A 15,752-nucleotide genomic window follows, 5' to 3' on the forward strand; every position below is an offset into this window, starting at 1 on the left:
ACCCGGTCTCCCGACTAGTTCTTGATGGCCCCGGCCAGGTTGAAGGCTCCGCCGAGGTAGCGGGACACGACCAGGTAGAGGGCGATGACCGGTGCGGTGTAGAGGATCGAGTAGGCGGCGAGCTGCCCGTAGGCGATGAGCCCGCCCTGGCCGAAGAAGGCGAAGACTCCCACCGAGGCGGGCTGCTTCGCCGGGTCGAGCAGCAGGATGAAGGGGACGAAGAAGTTCCCCCAGGCGTTGATGAACGTGAAGATCGCGACCACGCCCATGCCGGGGACGATCAGCGGCAGCACCACCGAGCGCAGCGCCTGCATCGCCGACGCGCCGTCGACCCAGGCCGCCTCCTCGAGGCTGATCGGAACGCCGTCCATGAAGTTCTTCGTCATCCAGATCGCGATCGGCAACGAGGTCGCGGCCAGGAACAGCGTCGTGCCGAACATCGAATCCACCAGCTCCACCTGCACGAACATGCTGTAGACCGGGACCATCACCGCGGTCATCGGCAGCCCGGAGGCGAACAGCACGAGGTAGAGGAACGGTCTCCGGAACCGCAGCTGGTAGCGCGACAGCGGGTAGGCGCACAGCACCGCCGAGACCACCGAGACCAGCGCCGCGCCACCGCACATCAGCATACCGTTCCACAGTGGACGGACACTGGTCTCCCAGGTGAGGACCTGGGCGAAGTTGTCCAGGGTGAACGCGCTCGGCAGCCTCGCCGACAGCGGTGCCTCGGCGTCGAAGGACGCGGTGAGCAGCCACAGCAGCGGCGCGAGGAAGGCCAGCGCGACCACCGCCAGCACCAGGTGCACCACCACCGACACCGAGCGCCGCCTCGCGACGGTGACTCCGGCCATCACGCCCCCTCCTCGTCCGGATCACCGAGGCTGAAGGCGTAGAGCACGGCGAACAGCCCGCCGACCGCCAGCAGGACCAGGGAGATCGTGGCGCCGTAGCCGATCTCGTCGAACTCGAACGCCGAGTCGTACATCAGCAGCGGCAGCGTCTGCGTCGCCGCGTTCGGCCCGCCCGCCGTGAGCACGTAGATCAGCGTGAACACGCCGATGGTCTGCAACGTGATCAGCATCAGGTTGGTGGCGATCGTCCGGCGGATCACCGGCAGCGTGACGTGCCAGAACCGGCGCAGCATCCCTGCGCCGTCGACCGCAGCCGCCTCGGTGAGATCGCTGGGCACCTCGGCCAGCGCGGCCTGGTAGACCAGCATCGAGAACGCCGTGCCGCGCCAGACGTTTCCGAGCACCACCGCCAGCACCGGCGCGTGGTACAGCCAGTCCACGCCCTCCAGGCCCACCGCGACCAGCAGGATGTTCAGGGTGCCCTCGGAGTTGAGGAACGCGTAGATCGCGAACGCCGCGACCAGCTCCGGCAGCACCCACGCGGACACGACGGCGATGCCGACGGCGTTGCGCAGCCAGCGGTTGCGGTGCCGGGTCAGCAGCGCGATGAACATGCCCAGGCAGTTCTGCCCGATCACCGCCGATCCCACGGTGAACACCGCGGTCACCCACACCGCGTGCCACAGCGCCGGGTCGGCGAACATCCGCCGGTAGTTGTCCAGCCCGACGAACTCCGGATCGCTGGCCGCCGCGCCGGTCAGGGCCGCGTCGGTGAACGAGACGTAGCCGCTCCACAGGATCGGCCCGATCACGAACAGCCCGAGCAGCAGCACGGCCGGGGCCATCGGCGCCAGCCATCGCCGCACCGCCGACATCGTCAGCCCGCCCGGGTGTTGGCCGGTTCCACGATCCGCGAGACCTGCTGCGACCACTGGTCGGACACCTCGGCGGGCGGTCGCCCGGCGACGACGTCGAGCACGGACTTCTGGATCTCCTCGGACACCTTCGGGTACTCCGGCAGCGCCGGCCGGTAGTGGGTGTTGGCCAGCAGGACGATCCAGAACTGGTTGAGCGGGTTGGCCTCGGTCAACCGGGGATCGGCCGCGGCATCGGCCCGCGCGGGCAGGTTGCCGGTGGCCGCCGAGTACTGCACGACGTTGTCCACGCTCAACGCCTGCTGGATGAACGCGAAGGAGTCGTCGGGCTTGTCGCTGGCCGCGCTGACCGCCAGCACCCAGCCGCCCGAGAGCGTCACGGTTCCCGGCGCCTGGCCGAACTGGGTGGGCATGGGTGTCGCGGACATGGTCTTCGTCCAGTCCGTCCAACCGGAGTCCTGCCAGTTGCCGGAGGCGAAGCTGCCGTCGAGCCGGATGCCGACCTTGCCCTCGCGGGCCAGCTGGTCGCGCTGGTTCTTGTCGTACTGGGCGTCGGCGATCTGCGGCTTGCTCTGGGTCAGGTTCTCGCCGACCGCGGTGGAGATGAAGCCCATCGCGTCGGTGAACCCCTTGCTGGGCACCACCCACTTGCGCTGCTGCTCGTCGTAGAGGGTGCCGGTTTCCGTTCCGTAGAGCAGCATCTCGACGGTCTGCATGCTCACCGACTCGCCCTCGGCCTTGCCCAGCGGCATGTCGATGCCGATGGCGTCGGGACGCTTCTGCTTGATCTGGCGGGCGGCGGCGAGGATGTCCTCCCAGGTGCGCGGTTTCCACTCCTCCGGCAACCCGACCTCGGCGAACAGCTTCCGGTCGTACCAGAGCCCTCGCGTGTCGGTGTCGAGCGGAACGCCGTAGATCCGGCCGTCGGCGGCCTTGCCCGCCTGCTTGGTGGTGCCGATGTAGCTGGAGTTCCAGTCCGGCCACCGGGCGAGCCGGTCGTCCAGGGCCAGCAGGTATCCGGCCTCGACGTCGGAGTTGACGTTGAAGCTGTCCTCGTAGAGCACGTCGGGCGCGGTGGATTCCGACCGCATCCGCAGCTGGAGCTTGGACAGGTACTCGCTCTCCGGTGCCACCACCGGGTCGAGCTTGACGAACTTCCCGGGGTTGGCCTGCTCGTACTGCTGCTTCACGCGCTGCATCAACGCGTCGACCTGCAGCGTGTTGCCGTACCGGTGGTAGGCGACGGTGATCGTGTTCGGGTCCTCGGCGGATCCGCCGCAGGCGGAAAGGCCCAGGGCAGCGGTGAGGATGGCGGCTAACGCGGTTCTCCGGCGCATCTGGCTCCTCCGGCCTGTGACGCTTGCGACTAACCTGAGATCCGGATCACACTCGGGGGCAACATAAGTCCAAACGTTTGCACAAGTCAATGATCTTGCGGGTCTCAACGAGGAGCGCTGCATGACCAATCCGTCGTGGCAAGGCACAAACCTGCCCCGAGTCGGTGGGTTCAACCGCGCGGTCGTGCTGGACACGATCCGCCGCCACGGCGAGATCAGCCGCGTGGAACTCGCCCAGCGCACGGGGCTGACGGCGCAGACCATGTCCAACATCGTGCGGGCCCTGATGGACGACGGGCTCGTCACCGAGAACGGCCACGCCCCCTCCACCGGCGGGAAGCGCCGCGTCCTGCTCAAGGTCGTGCCCGACGCCTACTCCGCCGTCGGCCTGCACCTCGACCCCGAGCGCATCACCGGAGTGCTCGTCGACCTCGCCGGCGGTGTCCGGCTGCGCACCACCCGCAGGCTCCCCGCCGACGCCACACCCGACTCGGTCGCCGCCGCCCTGACCCGCATCGGGCAGCAGCTCGTGCGCCGCTCCGGGCTCGAACCCGACCGCGTGCTCGGCGCGGGCCTCGCCGTGCCCGGACCGCTGGATCCCGCGCACCGCAAGGTCCTCGACCCGCCCAACCTCGACGGCTGGACGGAAGTTCCGCTCGCCGACCTCGTCGAGGAGCGGTTCGGGCTGCCGGTGGTGATGGACAACGACGCCACCGCCGCCGCGATCGGCGAGCGCTGGTCCGGCTGCGCGCAGCGGTCCGGCTCGTTCGTCTACGTCTACCTGGGAACCGGCGTGGGCATCGGCGTCGTGCTCGGCGACCAGGTGCACCGCGGGGTCAGCAACAACGCCGGCGAGATCGGGCACGTCCACAGCGGGGGATCGCGGGAGTGCCACTGCGGCAAGCGCGGCTGCCTGGAGGCGTACTGCTCGATGCGCTCCATCGTCGCCGACTGGCGGACCGCCATCGGCCGGCCCGCGCCCACCTCCGTCGCCGCCGCCTACGACCAGCTGTGCCGGGACGCGGTGGCCGGGGAGGCCGCGGCCCGCAAGGTGCTGCGGCAGACCGCGACCCGTCTCGGCCAGGCGCTCGCTTCGGTGGTCAGCGTCCTCGACGTCGACCGCGTGGTGCTCGGCGGACCCGCGCTGCGGCAGGTCTCCGACCTGGTCCGCAACCGGGTGTCGAAGGTGATCACCGCGCAGGTGTGGGCACCGCAGGTGCGCCCGGTGCGCGTGGAGAACGCGCTGATCGGCGAGGACGCCGCAGCGGTGGGCGCGGCGTCACTGGTGTTCGACCACGCCTACTCACCCCGCCTGAACACGCTGCTGGGTTCCTGAGGATCTGCTCCGGGCACCTGCGAGCTGCTCAGTTGACCTGCGCCGCTCGCACGCGGTTCGGCGACGCTTCCGACACCGCGTCGGCGACGGCGTTGCCGAAGGCCGTCATGCCGTTGGCGTTGGGGTGCAGGGGAGCGGCCCACGAGGTCGGCACGACGCCCTCGAAGTACTTGTCCTGCGAAGCCTGGCAGACGTCGTGGCCCTCGCTGACCGGCCCGAGGTCGACGAACATCGCGCCGTGCGCGCGAGCCCGCTCATCGAGCCGGGCGCTGAGTCGGTCTACTGTGGACTGGATGTAGTCGGCGTCGCGCGCCCACATCGGCTGCTTCGGGTAGCAGCCGCCCGGCGGCAGGTAGGTGCCGTAGCCGACCACCACGACCCGCGCGTTCGGCGCCCGGTCGGTGATCTCCTCCAGCGCCTCATCGAAGTCCGGGGTGAACTCGTCGATGCGCTCGGCCAGCTCGTCGCCGTTGGCGGTGAAGTCGTCCGCGCAGGACGAGCCGACCGGCTCCGGGAACGCGTTCAGGCACGACACCGCCGCCTGGACCAGGGAGATGTCGTTGCCGCCGATGGTCACCGTGACCAGGTCGGTGGTCTCGCTCAGCGCGTCGTACTGCGGCGGGAGAACGTGGTGCTGGCGACCCGAGAAGTCCTCGGTCTCCGCCCCGGAGCACGTGACGTCCTTGAGCTGCGCGCCCAATCGCGCCGCCGCGACCTGCGGGTAGTTGCTCGTCGAGCGGAAGCACAGCAGGTTCGGGTCCGGACCCGGAACCAGCGGGCCGGCCGCCGCCGAATCCCCCATCGCCACGTACTCGAACGCGTCCTCCTGCGCTGCGGCGGGAACTCCCGCCGACAGCAACGCCACCACGCCAACACCCGCGAGCACCGGCAACCGCAACCCCACCACGAAGACCTCCCGAGCCGATCAAGGCGACCGAACTCCTCGATCTGAGCACGAGATCAGCCCGCGAAAACCGGATTCCACCCGCTCGGAGGGCAGGAATCCCCCGAAGGAGCGGGCCTTTTCGAATTTCGCGCGAAGTTCGAGTGCGAAGGTTCGGGCACGAATTTCGCGCGAAATTCGAATCCGCCCACCACGGAGGGGAGAGGGGTCACTGGATGTCCCGGCGGAGGGCTCTGGTGATGCCGGCCGCGACCGTGGTGGCGAGGATCCAGCCCGCGGCGATGAGCGCGACGGTGATCCACTGCGACGGGCCCTGGGTCCGCCACATGACGTCGTGGCCGAGGTTGATGATCGGGACCAGCTGGTCGACGGTGTAGAGCAGCGGGCTCCAGTGCGGGTGGTCCTCGTCGTTGACCGGTTGCAGCGGTCCGTGCACCGAGAACCACGTGGTGCCCGCGGCCGTGAGCAGCACCAGCCAGATCAGGGCGCGCAGCGGCCGGTAGCCGTAGCTGACCGTCGCCAGTTGCAGCAGGCTCCACAACCGGACCGGCGGGCGGAACGCGGGCCGGGTCGAGGCCGCGATCGCCTTGTAGCGGTGGCGCTGCTTCTCGATCAGCACCGTGACGGCGTGCTCCTCGTTGCCGTTGCCGCTGAAGACGTGCGCGAGCTGGTCGTAAGAACCGGGCTGGTAGCGGTCGCCGGAGTTGGCGCGCAGCCAGGCCAGCCGCTCCTTGACCTTGTCCACGTCGGTGGGTTCGACGCTGTCGGTGAAGTTGTCGTAGCTGAAGTCCTCGACGTCGACCCCGCCGCTGGCCTCCCACAGCCGCGCGTTGTCCGCGAGCAGCTCGCACTGGGCCTGCCGCAGCAGGATCCGGCCCTTCGGCGGGTCCTCGACGCTGAGCGTCAGCTCCTGGGCGACCAGACCGAACCCGTTGATGGCGTTGCGGCTCAACCCGTCTCCGAGCCGGGCTCCCCAGAAGTTGGCCTGCCTGCCGATCTCGCTCCGGCGCAGCTGCACCTCGCCCTCGGCCAGGAACGGCCGGACGCCCGAAGCGCACACCAGGTCCCGCGCGATCCGCGCTCCGCGCAGGTCCACCGAGGGCTTGTAGGCGAGCTTGTGGCGGTGCCAGGCGGGTTTGGTGAGCTCGCTGGCCCGCAGGTCGAGGTTGGCGCCGATCGACGCGCCCTGCAGCTGGATCGACCCGCTGATGTCGGCTTCCCGGCAGTCGAAGTTGCTGCCGACGGTCATCCGGCTCGCCTGCAGCACGTCGGTGCGCGCGCCGGTCAGCCGAGCCCGGTTGAGCTGGAAGCTGCCGTGCACCTGGACGTCGGTCATCCGCCACTCGCCCCAGACGTTGACCCGGCCCGCCGCGAGGTTGCCGCGGATCTCGGTGCCGTCGATGTGCAGGGCGCGCAGCGAGCGGTCGACAGCGGCCCGCGCGGACTGCGCCCAGGTCAGGTCGATCTGCGCGCCGGACAACCGCATGTCGCCTTCTATGCGGGCGCTGACCATGCGAATCGTCCCGCCGCTGCGGAAGTTCTCGTCCATCTCGACGTCGCCGTGCACGTGGCTGCGGTCGGCGATGAGCGTGCTGGTCGGGTCGTCGTAGGGCGACTCGCCGCGCCTCGGCGGACTCATCCCAGGTTCCAGCACGGCGTCGCGCATCCGCAGGTCACCGGCGATGTTCGCGCTCGGGATGAACACCATCCCGGCCACGGTGAAGGACTTGCCGGTGTTCGGGTCGGCGTCGCAGCGCAGCGAACCGCCGAGCTGGATGCCGTTGGCGTTGAGCGCCAACCGGCCCCGGTTCCGCAGCGTGGCGCCGGCCAGCGTGAGGTTGCCGCCGATCTTGGCGCCGGGGATGCGGATCTCGCCCGCGACGGTGATCCCCATCGCCAGCATCGCCCCGGCCACCGTCAGCCGGTCGGCGTAGATGGCGCGCCGGCCGGGGTTGTTCAGGTCGCTGCCGTTGAGCAGCAGCGAGCCGCCGAGCTCGGCGTCGGCGAGGTCGATGACGCCGTCGCGGCTGGTGCAGTGCAGCAGGTGGGTGTCGCTGGTGGTGCGCAGGTTCCGCGCCCGCATCCCCGGCAGCAGGCAGTTCCGCAGCACCAGGCCGGCCAGCGACGCCTGCCGGACGTCGGGCGCTTCGAGGAACCGGCAGCGGACGAACTCCAGCAGGTAGGGCAGTTCGGCGGCGCGCAGGTCCAGGCAGCCGCTGATCACCGCGTCCTCGATGAGGATCACCGGTTGCTGCCGGGCTCTTCTGGTGAAGGGCCGCCAGCTCGCCTCGTCCGGCGAGTCGATCAGCCGCCGCGTGAGGAACTCGCCGCGGATCTCCTTGTCCGCCTCGAACTCCTCGGCCAGCACGTCGAGCGGTTCGCCTTCCGGCGTCTCCGGTCTGCCCTGCCGCAGCAGTTCGTCCACTCGCCGCTCGGCCGCGGTCAGCGGACCGTTGCCGTTCTCCCTCACCTTGCCGCTAGGCACCCGTAGCCCCCGAAACCCCGTGACGCGTCGTCGATCATCTACCTATTAGGACGTCTGACCACGACAAGAGGTTTCGCCCCGCACCAGAAAACACCGGGATGGCGTACTTGACCTCCCGTTCCACGTGAAACGACCCCGGCGTGTCGCAAACCAACACGCCGAGGCCGTCCGCAGATCAAATTCCACAAGCCCACGTCAGGCAAGCACCGAAGGTGCTTCCTCCTCACCCCACCCTCGCAGCTTGCACCGCCGGGGGTTCTGAGCGGTTCCGTGGCGAGCACGCCGCGACGCCGCGTAATCGACATACTCAAGGAGTGGCGCGCGGAGTCCACGGAGCCGCTCAGGTTCCCCCACCCGCACCGCTGAGCAAGAGGACCACGGACACCTAATCCGTATGAATGGGATCCAGGACTCGGGCTAGGAAGGTGCGGGTGCGCTCCTCCTTCGGGTTGCCGATGACCTCGGCTGGCGGGCCCTGCTCGACGATGCCGCCGCCGTCCATGAACAGGACGCGGTCGGCGACCTCGCGGGCGAACTGCATCTCGTGGGTCACCACCAGCATCGTCATGCCCTCGTCGGCGAGTTGCCGCATCACGCCGAGCACGTCGCCGACCAGCTCCGGGTCCAGCGCCGAGGTCGGCTCGTCGAAGAGCATCACGTGCGGGTTCATCGACAGCGCCCGCGCGATCGCGACCCGCTGCTGCTGACCGCCGGAGAGCTGCGCGGGCATCGCGCCGGCCTTCTCGGAGAGCCCGACCTTGGCCAGGTTCTCCTCGGCGACCTTCTCCGACTCCTCCTTCGAGCGGCCCAGCACCTTGCGCTGCGCCACCGTCAGGTTCTCCAGCACCGACAGGTGGGAGAAGAGGTTGAACTGCTGGAAGACCATGCCGACGTGGCGCCGGGAGCCGTCGAGGTCGGTGTCCGGGTCGGTCAGCTCGGTGCCGTCGACCGAAACCTTGCCCGCGGACGGCTCTTCCAGCAGGTTCACGCAGCGCAGCAGGGTCGACTTGCCGGACCCGGACGGTCCGATGACGCACACGACCTCGCCGCGCTCGACCTGCAGGTCGATGTCGCGCAGCACTTCCAGCGAGCCGAAGGACTTGCTCAGCCCGGAGAGCTCGATCATCACGTCGCTCACTTGGTGGCCCCCTTGGTCCGGACGCCGCCGAACTTGCGCTCCAGCAGGTCGGAGACGCGCGACAGCGGAATCGTGATGATCAGATAGCACAGACCGGCGATCAGGATCGGCGTCAGCGACTGGTACTGGTTCAGCGCGCCGCGCCCGAACTTGGCGAGCTCGTACTGGCCGACCGACAGACCCAGCAGGTAGATCAGCGAGGAGTCCTTGGTCAGCAGGATCAGCTCGTTGGTTAGCGGCGGGAGGATGATCCGGAAGGCCTGCGGCAGCACCACGGTCACCATCGTGCGGCTCGAGGACATGCCCAGCGAGCGGGCCGCCTCGACCTGCCCCTTCGGCACCGCCTGGATGCCCGCCCGGATGGTCTCGGCCATGTAGGCGGCGCCGACCAGGCCGAGGCTGAGCATCACGGTCGAGAGGTTGTTGAACTTCAGCCCGAAGGCGATCGGCATGCCGTAGCCGAACGCGATGAACACCAGCAGCGCGGGAAGTCCGCGGAACAGCTCGACGTAGCCGGTGGCGATCCACCGGTAGGGGGCGACCGGCGACATCTTCATCAGCGCCAGCACGATCGCCAGGGCGAGGCCGAACGCGAAGCCCACCGCGGTGTAGATGAGGGTGTTGAGCAGCGCGGTGGTGATCACGTCGGGGAACTGCGCCTTGGCGACCTCGACGTTGAAGAACGCCCGGCCGATCGAACCCCAGTCCGCGATGAAGATCACCAGGGCGAGAACCACGACCAGCACCGCGTACTGGATTCCGAGGTTGAGCCGCGCCCGCTGTCGTCGGCCCATGCCTGCCTTGGGCCGCTCGATCTCGGTTGTCATCGACTTCTCTCCATGTGTCCGGCGGGCTACCGCGACTGTGTTCGCGGCCCCCGCTGCACCGCTCGGGGCCGGCGTGTTCGACGCCGGCCCCGAGGTGCCACGTATCAGCGGGTCATTCCGGCTTCTTGCCGAACCACTTCTCGTAGATGCGGTCGTACTCACCGGACTGCTTGGCCTTGGCCAGGGACTCGTTGACCTTGGTCAGCAGCGCGGTGTTGCCCTTGCGGACACCGATGCCGTACTTGTCGCCGGTCACGAACTCCTTGGTGACCTCGGTGTCCGGGTTGTTCTTGGCGAAGTTGTAGAGCACGCCGTTGTCGTTGATCGCGGCGTCGACCGCGCCCGTCTTCACGGCGGTCTGCTGCAGGGCCAGGTCGTCGAAGTCCACGACCTCGTAACCGAATTCGGCCTTGTGCGCCTCGGCGTAGTCCTTGCCGGTGGTGCCGACCTGCACGCCCAGCTTCTTGCCGCGCAGCTGGGACAGGTCGGTGATGCCCGCGCCCTTCTTGACCATCAGGGCCTGCTCCGCGTCGAAGTACGGGTCCGAGAAGTCGAGGTTCTGCTTGCGGGAGTCGGTGATGGTCATCGCGGCGGCGGCCACGTCGCACTGGCCGCTGTTGAGCGACTCACCCGACTGGATGCCCTCGTCGAAGGGCGCGTCGACGATCTTCTGCTGCACACCGAGGTCGCGCGCGACCAGGTCGACCAGCTCGACGTCGAAGCCGACGATCTTGCCGCCTTCACCGGGGAACTGGAACGGCTCGTAGGGGAGGTGGGTGCAGGTGGTCAGCGAATCGGGAGCGATGAGGCTCAGTTCGCCGCCTTGGGCACCGCCGCTCGTCGTGGATTCGACACAACCTGTCACTGCCACAGCCAGGGTCAGCGCGGGCAGCATTGCCAGCGCACGGAGGGTTCTGCGACGCGCCACGATGTAACTCCTAGTAGGTGAGAACGCGGGTGCTCGAATGGTGCCACTCGATCGGACGTAAACCCAATACCTCGTGTTGCGAATCCATCAAGTTCGTCGAAATCCGCGATCAACCCATCGGCCACTGCGCGGCAAACCTGCCTCACCAGGACCGGCCGAGCGAAAGGATTTGCGGCGCTCGCGCCGCTTTCGCACCAGAACCACAGCTTCCTCACCAGCCCGAACCCCGCCGATCTGTGTCCACCACCACGGTCCGAGCCCAAGCGATCGCCACGCACGGTGGCCGAAGCGGACCGTTGGCGACCGATATGTCGACATCCCGCCACCCTCGCGAGCGCTCACCCGGAGCGAGCCGTGGCGGCCCCGTGGGCGGTCCGAACTGTCCGGACGAAGAGGACGTTGATCACGGCCCGCCCGCTGCCGCCATGTCGACAAGTGCCCACGACCCGGATGTCGACATGGCGCCTTGACGACGAAAGGGCCCCTCCCGGAGCGGGAGAGGCCCTCGTCGTCACTGATCAGCGCGGTGGTGGCGGTGGGCAGTGGATGATCGGCTGCGGGTTGTACTTGACCTTCTGGTTCTCCGTGCGAACCTCGCCGGTCGTGATGTCCCGGATGGTGCGGGTGTCGACGACGGTGAAGCCGGGCGCGCCCTTGCTCGGGCTGCACGGACCGGTCGTCGGACCGGGCTTCTCGGTCGGCGGCGTCGGTTCGGTGCGCGGGCCCGTCGACGACTGCACGTCGAACTGCTTGGTGCCCCACAGCTTCACCTTGATCGACGACGGAGTCCACTCCGTGGTGATCATGATGCCGCTCTTGGCGACGTTCTTGAACTTCACGTCGATGATGCTCTTGCCGTTCGGGCTCTGGAACACCGTGGCCTCGCGACCGGCCGGGTAGCGGCTGATGTAGTAGCTGTGCGCCTTGTGCTCGACGTCCTTCATGCCCGCGAAGTACGAGGCGTTGTACAGCGTCGTCGCGAACTGCGAGATGCCGCCGCCGACGGCCTTGCCCGGGTGGCCGTCCTCGATGATCCCCGACTCCACGTAGCCCTGCGGGACACCGCGCGGTCCCGTGTAGCCGTTGAGGCTGAACGTTTCGCCCGGGCGCAGCACCGCACCGTTGACCTGCTCGGCGACTCGGCGGATGTTCACACCGGAAGCCGGCTCGAAACCGCCGGTCTGGAACTCGCCGACGACCTCGCGGATGCCGAGCTGGTTGGCCTGGTCGGTGGTGAACTGCGCCGGAGCCGGCACGTAGACCGCCTGGATCGCGCGCTGCTGCGGCTTGCGCAGGGTGTCGAGCAGCGGAGTCAGGCTCTTCTCCCAGTCGACGCCGACGCCGTCCTCCGACGGGTGCACGACCGGAGCGCCGTTCTCCAGCTTGATCTCGGCGTTCTTGCCGGGCTTCATGGTGTCGCGCAGCTGCGGTTCGATGGCGCCCACCAGCACGGGACCGTCGAGGCTCGCCTTCAGACCGCCGCGTCCGTCGGGGGTGAAGCGCAGCGCCTCGGCGATCGTCTCCGGAGCCAGCGTCGCGTTCTTGCCCTGGCCGCGAACGGTCACCGGGGAGGCCACGGCGGGCTCGGCGATCTCGTGCAGCGCCTTCTGCACGCCCTCGCGGGTGGTGCTCACCGGGAGCTGGGTGACCGGCAGCGAGATCGGCCGGCCCTCAGCCCACTTGGCCTGCACCGCGTCCGCGGCGTGCTGGATGTCGAGGTTCTGGCCGGGCACCGGGTTCACCGGGATCGGCGTGGTGCCCACGAAGCGGATGTTGCCGTCCGTGGGCTCCAGGCCCAGCTGCGGGCTGACCTCCTGCAGCGCGGCCACCAGCTGCTCGCGATCGCTGCTGCTGACCGGGGTCACGTCGTGGGTGCTGAACAGCGAGCCGATCCGGGTGAAGGGGTTCAGCGGCTGGTCGTCGGCCTTCTTGACGGTCTCGGCCCAGTCCATCTGCAGCCCGACCTCGTCGGGCTTGACCGTGGCACCGCGGTCACCGACCTGCAGCCGCACGGGCTTGCTCAGGCCGGGTTCGAGCTCGTCGCGGAGCTTGCTCTCGGCGGCGGCCGGGTCGAGGGTGCCGACGTCGACACCGGCGACGACGGTGCCGCGCGGCAGCGATCCGCTGGTGAACAGCAGGTCGCCGACGTAGAGGAGCACCAGGGCAGCGGCGGCGGCACCGGCGATCAGGCCGCCCTTGAGCAGCTTCTGCCGCTTCTCGTCGGCGGGCGTGGGTTCGTCGGAGGTGTTCCAGCCCAGCTGGCTGCCCCCGACACCGCCCTGCTGGCCGCCGAACATCTGCGTCGCACCGGGATTGGTCTGCTCGGCACCGTGGTAAGCGGTGGGCTGATCGGAGCCGACGGCAGCGATGGTCTGCGTGGCGCCGATGGGGAAGCCGCTGAAGTCCGCGGGCAGCGCGGCGATCTGCTGGGTGCGCTCGCTGTCCGACTCCGGCGCGGGTGCTCCGCCCTGGGCCTGGGGGTCCTGGACGGGCCAGACCTGCTTGGTCTCGGCGTCGGACGCGTTCTGCTGGTCCGAGTCGGTGCGCAGCCGTTCGGTGGACGGGTCCGCACCAGGGCGGTTGTCGTGATTTTCCGGCACCGCTTCCCCTTCTCCTGTCGGTCGTGCGGTGGGGGCGTGGAAGTGCTCGCTCGCCCGCGCTCGCCGGGGTCCCGGCGCGGGGCGCCGACTACAGGTACAGGCCCGTGCCCTGCTCGGTCTGTTCCGTGGCCACGGCGTGCAGATCCCGTTCCCGCATGACCAGGTACGCCTGCCCTTGGACCTCGACCTCGAACTGCTCGTCGGGGTTGAACAGGACCTGGTCGCCGACCTTGACGGTCCGCACGTGACTTCCCACGCCGAAGACCTCTCCCCAGATCAGCCGCTTGGCCATCTGCGCGGTCGCCGGAATCACGATGCCGCCGCTGCTGCGGCGTTCCCCGGATTCAGCGGCGATGCGCACCATGACCCTGTCGTGCAGCATCTGGATTTCGAGCTTGGCATCGGTCACCCGAAAAGTTTACTTGCCACCACCGGGTGACCCGGGTGCCAGGGGGCCCTCACAACACGCCCTTGACCACGCGATTCTCGATTTTCCTGGGCAGCGCGCGACGACGGGGCCTCCCCCAACCGGGAGCGACCCCGTCCACATCCCCATGACCTGGGGTTTCGAGCCCGAATACCAGATAGGTCTCAATTCGCCTCGGCAGCGCCGATCAGGCGTCGAGACCACCCATCACCAGCGGCAGCCGGTCCGGGCCGCCGGCCGAGATCATGATCGGCACGCCCCAGTCCTGCCGGGTCAGCCGGCACGCGGGGTGCTCGACCTCATCGTCGTCGTCGCAGCTGGCGGCCTGGGCGACCACGTGCAGGACGCCCTGCTCGATCCCGTCCGCCAGCACGAGGCGGCGGGTCAGGTCGGTGCCCACGCCCGCGCCCTCGACCAGCAGGTCCTCCGGCGTCGAGGTGATCTCCAGGCGGGTGGAGGGTCCGTAGCGCTCGTCGAGCTTGGTTCCCGGCGGCGGCGTGAACACCACCGCGAGCTCCACCTCACCCGAGGCGATCTCGGTCGCGGGCCGCTTGACCTGCTGCGACGCACCGCTGATCAGCTTCGCGGCCAGGCCCGGCGGAACCGGGCGCTCCAGCCGGTGGGCGGCGGAGGCGACCACGACCAGCTCGCCGTCGACGACGGCCGCGCCGGAGGGCTCGGAGACGTCGGTGGCCAGCGTCGACACCTCGTCGGTAGCGGGTTCGTAGCGGCGGATCGCGCCGTTGTAGGTGTCGCAGACCGCGACCGAACCGTCCGGCAGCACGGCGACGCCCAGCGGGTGCTGGAGCAGCGCCTCGCCCGCCGGACCGTCGGCGTGGCCGAAGTCGAACAGGCCGGTGCCCACGGCGGTGCGGATCGCGAAGCCGTCGCCGTCGGCCTCCACCCAGCGCAGCGCGGAGGTCTCCGAATCAGCCATCCACAGCCGGTCGCCGCCGTCGGCGAGACCGGAGGTCTGGGCGAAGAACGCCTGGTCAGCGGCACCATCGCGCAGGCCTTCGACGGTGGTGCCCGCGAACCGGCGGACCTCGCCGGTGCTCGGGTCGAACAGGCCGAGCGTGTGGTTGCCCGCCATCGCGATCACCACGCCGCCGGCGGGCTCCCACCAGGCGACGTCCCACGGGCTGGTCAGCGGTGTCTCCAGCGCCGGGCCGCTGTCGGACCCGTCCCGCCACTGCTCGCCGGTGCCGGCCAGGGTCGTCACGGTGCCGTCGGAGAGCCGCAGGCCGCGCAGCAGGTGGTTCACGGTGTCGGCGACGACCACGTCGTAGCCGACCGCCGCCGCCACGTCCCCGGGCAGCGCCGCGAGCCCGGCGGGCTCGGCGAACGTCGGCCGCACGCCGTCGGCGCGTCCGCGCTCACCGGTGCCGATGCGGCGCACCACGGTCTCGCCGTCGGACTCGAATTCCACCAGCGAGTGGTTCGCCGAGTCCGAGACCAGCAGGTTCCCGTTGTCCAGCGCGATGACCTTGCCGGGGAACCGCAGCGTCGTCTCCGGAGCGGGCGGTGGCACGTAGGGGCCGTCGCCGCGGTGCAGGGTGCCCTTGGCCTCGTGCTCGGCGACGACCTCGGTGATCACGCTGCGCAGCGCCTCGACGTGGCCCTCACCTGCGGCGACGTGCACGACGTAGCCCTCGGGGTCGATGACGACGAGCGTCGGCCAGGCCTTCACGGCGTAGTTCTGCCAGGTGGTCAGCTCGGGGTCGTCGAGCACCGGGTGGTGCACGGCGTAGCGCTCGACCGCGGCGATCAGTGCGTCCGGATCGGCCTCGTGCTCGAACTTCGGCGAGTGCACGCCGACGGTCACGACCTCGTCGGCGAACTCGGCTTCGAGCGGGCGGAGCTCGTCGATCACGTGCAGGCAGTTGATGCAGCAGAAGGTCCAGAAGTCCAGGACGACGACCTTGCCCCGGAAGTCCTGGAGCTGGAGCTCCTTGCCCCCGGTGTTCAACGACTGCCGCCCCACCAGCTCGGCGGCGCGAACCCGACCCCGACGTTTCTGCTGCTCAACACTCACAACCGG

General features: G+C 69.3%; 12 protein-coding genes. 1 reads left to right on the plus strand and 11 read right to left on the minus strand.

Annotation, left to right across the window (positions count from 1 at the left end; genetic code table 11):
* Positions 1-14: 14 nt before the first annotated feature.
* From E1181_RS01705 to E1181_RS01715, 3 genes are read right to left on the minus strand one after another with little or no spacing between them, the layout of a single operon-like run.
* Positions 15-854, minus strand: a complete 840-nt coding sequence (locus tag E1181_RS01705; RefSeq protein ID WP_132672045.1) for a carbohydrate ABC transporter permease — start codon at positions 852-854, stop codon at positions 15-17.
* The gene (locus E1181_RS01710; protein ID WP_235875650.1) at positions 854-1,720 is read right to left on the minus strand and encodes a carbohydrate ABC transporter permease; all 867 of its coding nucleotides are present in this window, start codon (positions 1,718-1,720) and stop codon (positions 854-856) included. Before E1181_RS01710 ends, E1181_RS01705 begins: the two co-directional genes overlap by 1 nt.
* Before the next feature lie 11 nt (positions 1,721-1,731).
* Positions 1,732-3,066 carry an extracellular solute-binding protein gene (locus E1181_RS01715; RefSeq protein ID WP_132672046.1) on the minus strand — a complete coding sequence of 445 codons (1,335 nt, stop codon included), beginning with the start codon at positions 3,064-3,066 and terminating at the stop codon, positions 1,732-1,734.
* Positions 3,067-3,187: 121 nt separating this feature from the next.
* On the opposite strand from E1181_RS01715, the gene E1181_RS01720 reads away from it, so the two are divergent.
* A complete protein-coding gene (locus E1181_RS01720; protein ID WP_132672047.1) occupies positions 3,188-4,402 on the plus strand; it encodes an ROK family transcriptional regulator in 1,215 nt (404 codons plus the stop codon).
* 28 nt (positions 4,403-4,430) lie between these two features.
* Here E1181_RS01720 and E1181_RS01725 read toward each other — a convergent pair whose 3' ends face one another.
* The 8 genes from E1181_RS01725 to E1181_RS01760 form a co-directional block, all read right to left on the minus strand.
* Positions 4,431-5,309, minus strand: a complete 879-nt coding sequence (locus tag E1181_RS01725; RefSeq protein WP_235875675.1) for an SGNH/GDSL hydrolase family protein — start codon at positions 5,307-5,309, stop codon at positions 4,431-4,433.
* Between the two features lie 205 nt (positions 5,310-5,514).
* Positions 5,515-7,791, minus strand: a complete 2,277-nt coding sequence (locus E1181_RS01730) for a translocation/assembly module TamB domain-containing protein (protein ID WP_132672048.1) — start codon at positions 7,789-7,791, stop codon at positions 5,515-5,517.
* Positions 7,792-8,176: 385 nt separating this feature from the next.
* The gene (locus tag E1181_RS01735; protein WP_132672049.1) at positions 8,177-8,929 is read right to left on the minus strand and encodes an amino acid ABC transporter ATP-binding protein; all 753 of its coding nucleotides are present in this window, start codon (positions 8,927-8,929) and stop codon (positions 8,177-8,179) included.
* Positions 8,926-9,723 (minus strand): amino acid ABC transporter permease, encoded by a 798-nt coding sequence (locus tag E1181_RS01740; RefSeq protein ID WP_132672113.1) that lies wholly within the window; start codon positions 9,721-9,723, stop codon positions 8,926-8,928. Before E1181_RS01740 ends, E1181_RS01735 begins: the two co-directional genes overlap by 4 nt.
* A gap of 145 nt (positions 9,724-9,868) precedes the next feature.
* On the minus strand, positions 9,869-10,651 hold the full coding sequence (locus tag E1181_RS01745) for a basic amino acid ABC transporter substrate-binding protein (protein ID WP_132672114.1): 783 nt from the start codon (positions 10,649-10,651) through the stop codon (positions 9,869-9,871).
* 551 nt (positions 10,652-11,202) lie between these two features.
* Entirely contained in the window at positions 11,203-13,284 is a 2,082-nt protein-coding gene (locus E1181_RS01750; protein ID WP_132672050.1) for a VanW family protein, read from the minus strand.
* Positions 13,285-13,372: 88 nt separating this feature from the next.
* Entirely contained in the window at positions 13,373-13,693 is a 321-nt protein-coding gene (locus E1181_RS01755; RefSeq protein WP_132672051.1) for a GroES family chaperonin, read from the minus strand.
* Between the two features lie 205 nt (positions 13,694-13,898).
* The gene (locus E1181_RS01760) at positions 13,899-15,746 is read right to left on the minus strand and encodes an NHL domain-containing thioredoxin family protein (protein ID WP_132672052.1); all 1,848 of its coding nucleotides are present in this window, start codon (positions 15,744-15,746) and stop codon (positions 13,899-13,901) included.
* Positions 15,747-15,752 lie beyond the last annotated feature (6 nt).

Source organism: Saccharopolyspora terrae, from assembly GCF_004348435.1.
Lineage (GTDB): Bacteria > Actinomycetota > Actinomycetes > Mycobacteriales > Pseudonocardiaceae > Saccharopolyspora > Saccharopolyspora endophytica.

What these genes read in the sequence shown, in the direction of transcription:
- E1181_RS01720 (WP_132672047.1), top strand. Translation starts at nt 3,188, where the DNA reads ATGACCAATCCGTCGTGGCAAGGCACAAACCTGCCCCGAGTCGGTGGG.
- E1181_RS01705 (WP_132672045.1), bottom strand. Translation starts at nt 854, where the DNA reads ATGGCCGGAGTCACCGTCGCGAGGCGGCGCTCGGTGTCGGTGGTGGTG.
- E1181_RS01740 (WP_132672113.1), bottom strand. Translation starts at nt 9,723, where the DNA reads ATGGGCCGACGACAGCGGGCGCGGCTCAACCTCGGAATCCAGTACGCG.
- E1181_RS01745 (WP_132672114.1), bottom strand. Translation starts at nt 10,651, where the DNA reads ATGCTGCCCGCGCTGACCCTGGCTGTGGCAGTGACAGGTTGTGTCGAA.
- E1181_RS01715 (WP_132672046.1), bottom strand. Translation starts at nt 3,066, where the DNA reads ATGCGCCGGAGAACCGCGTTAGCCGCCATCCTCACCGCTGCCCTGGGC.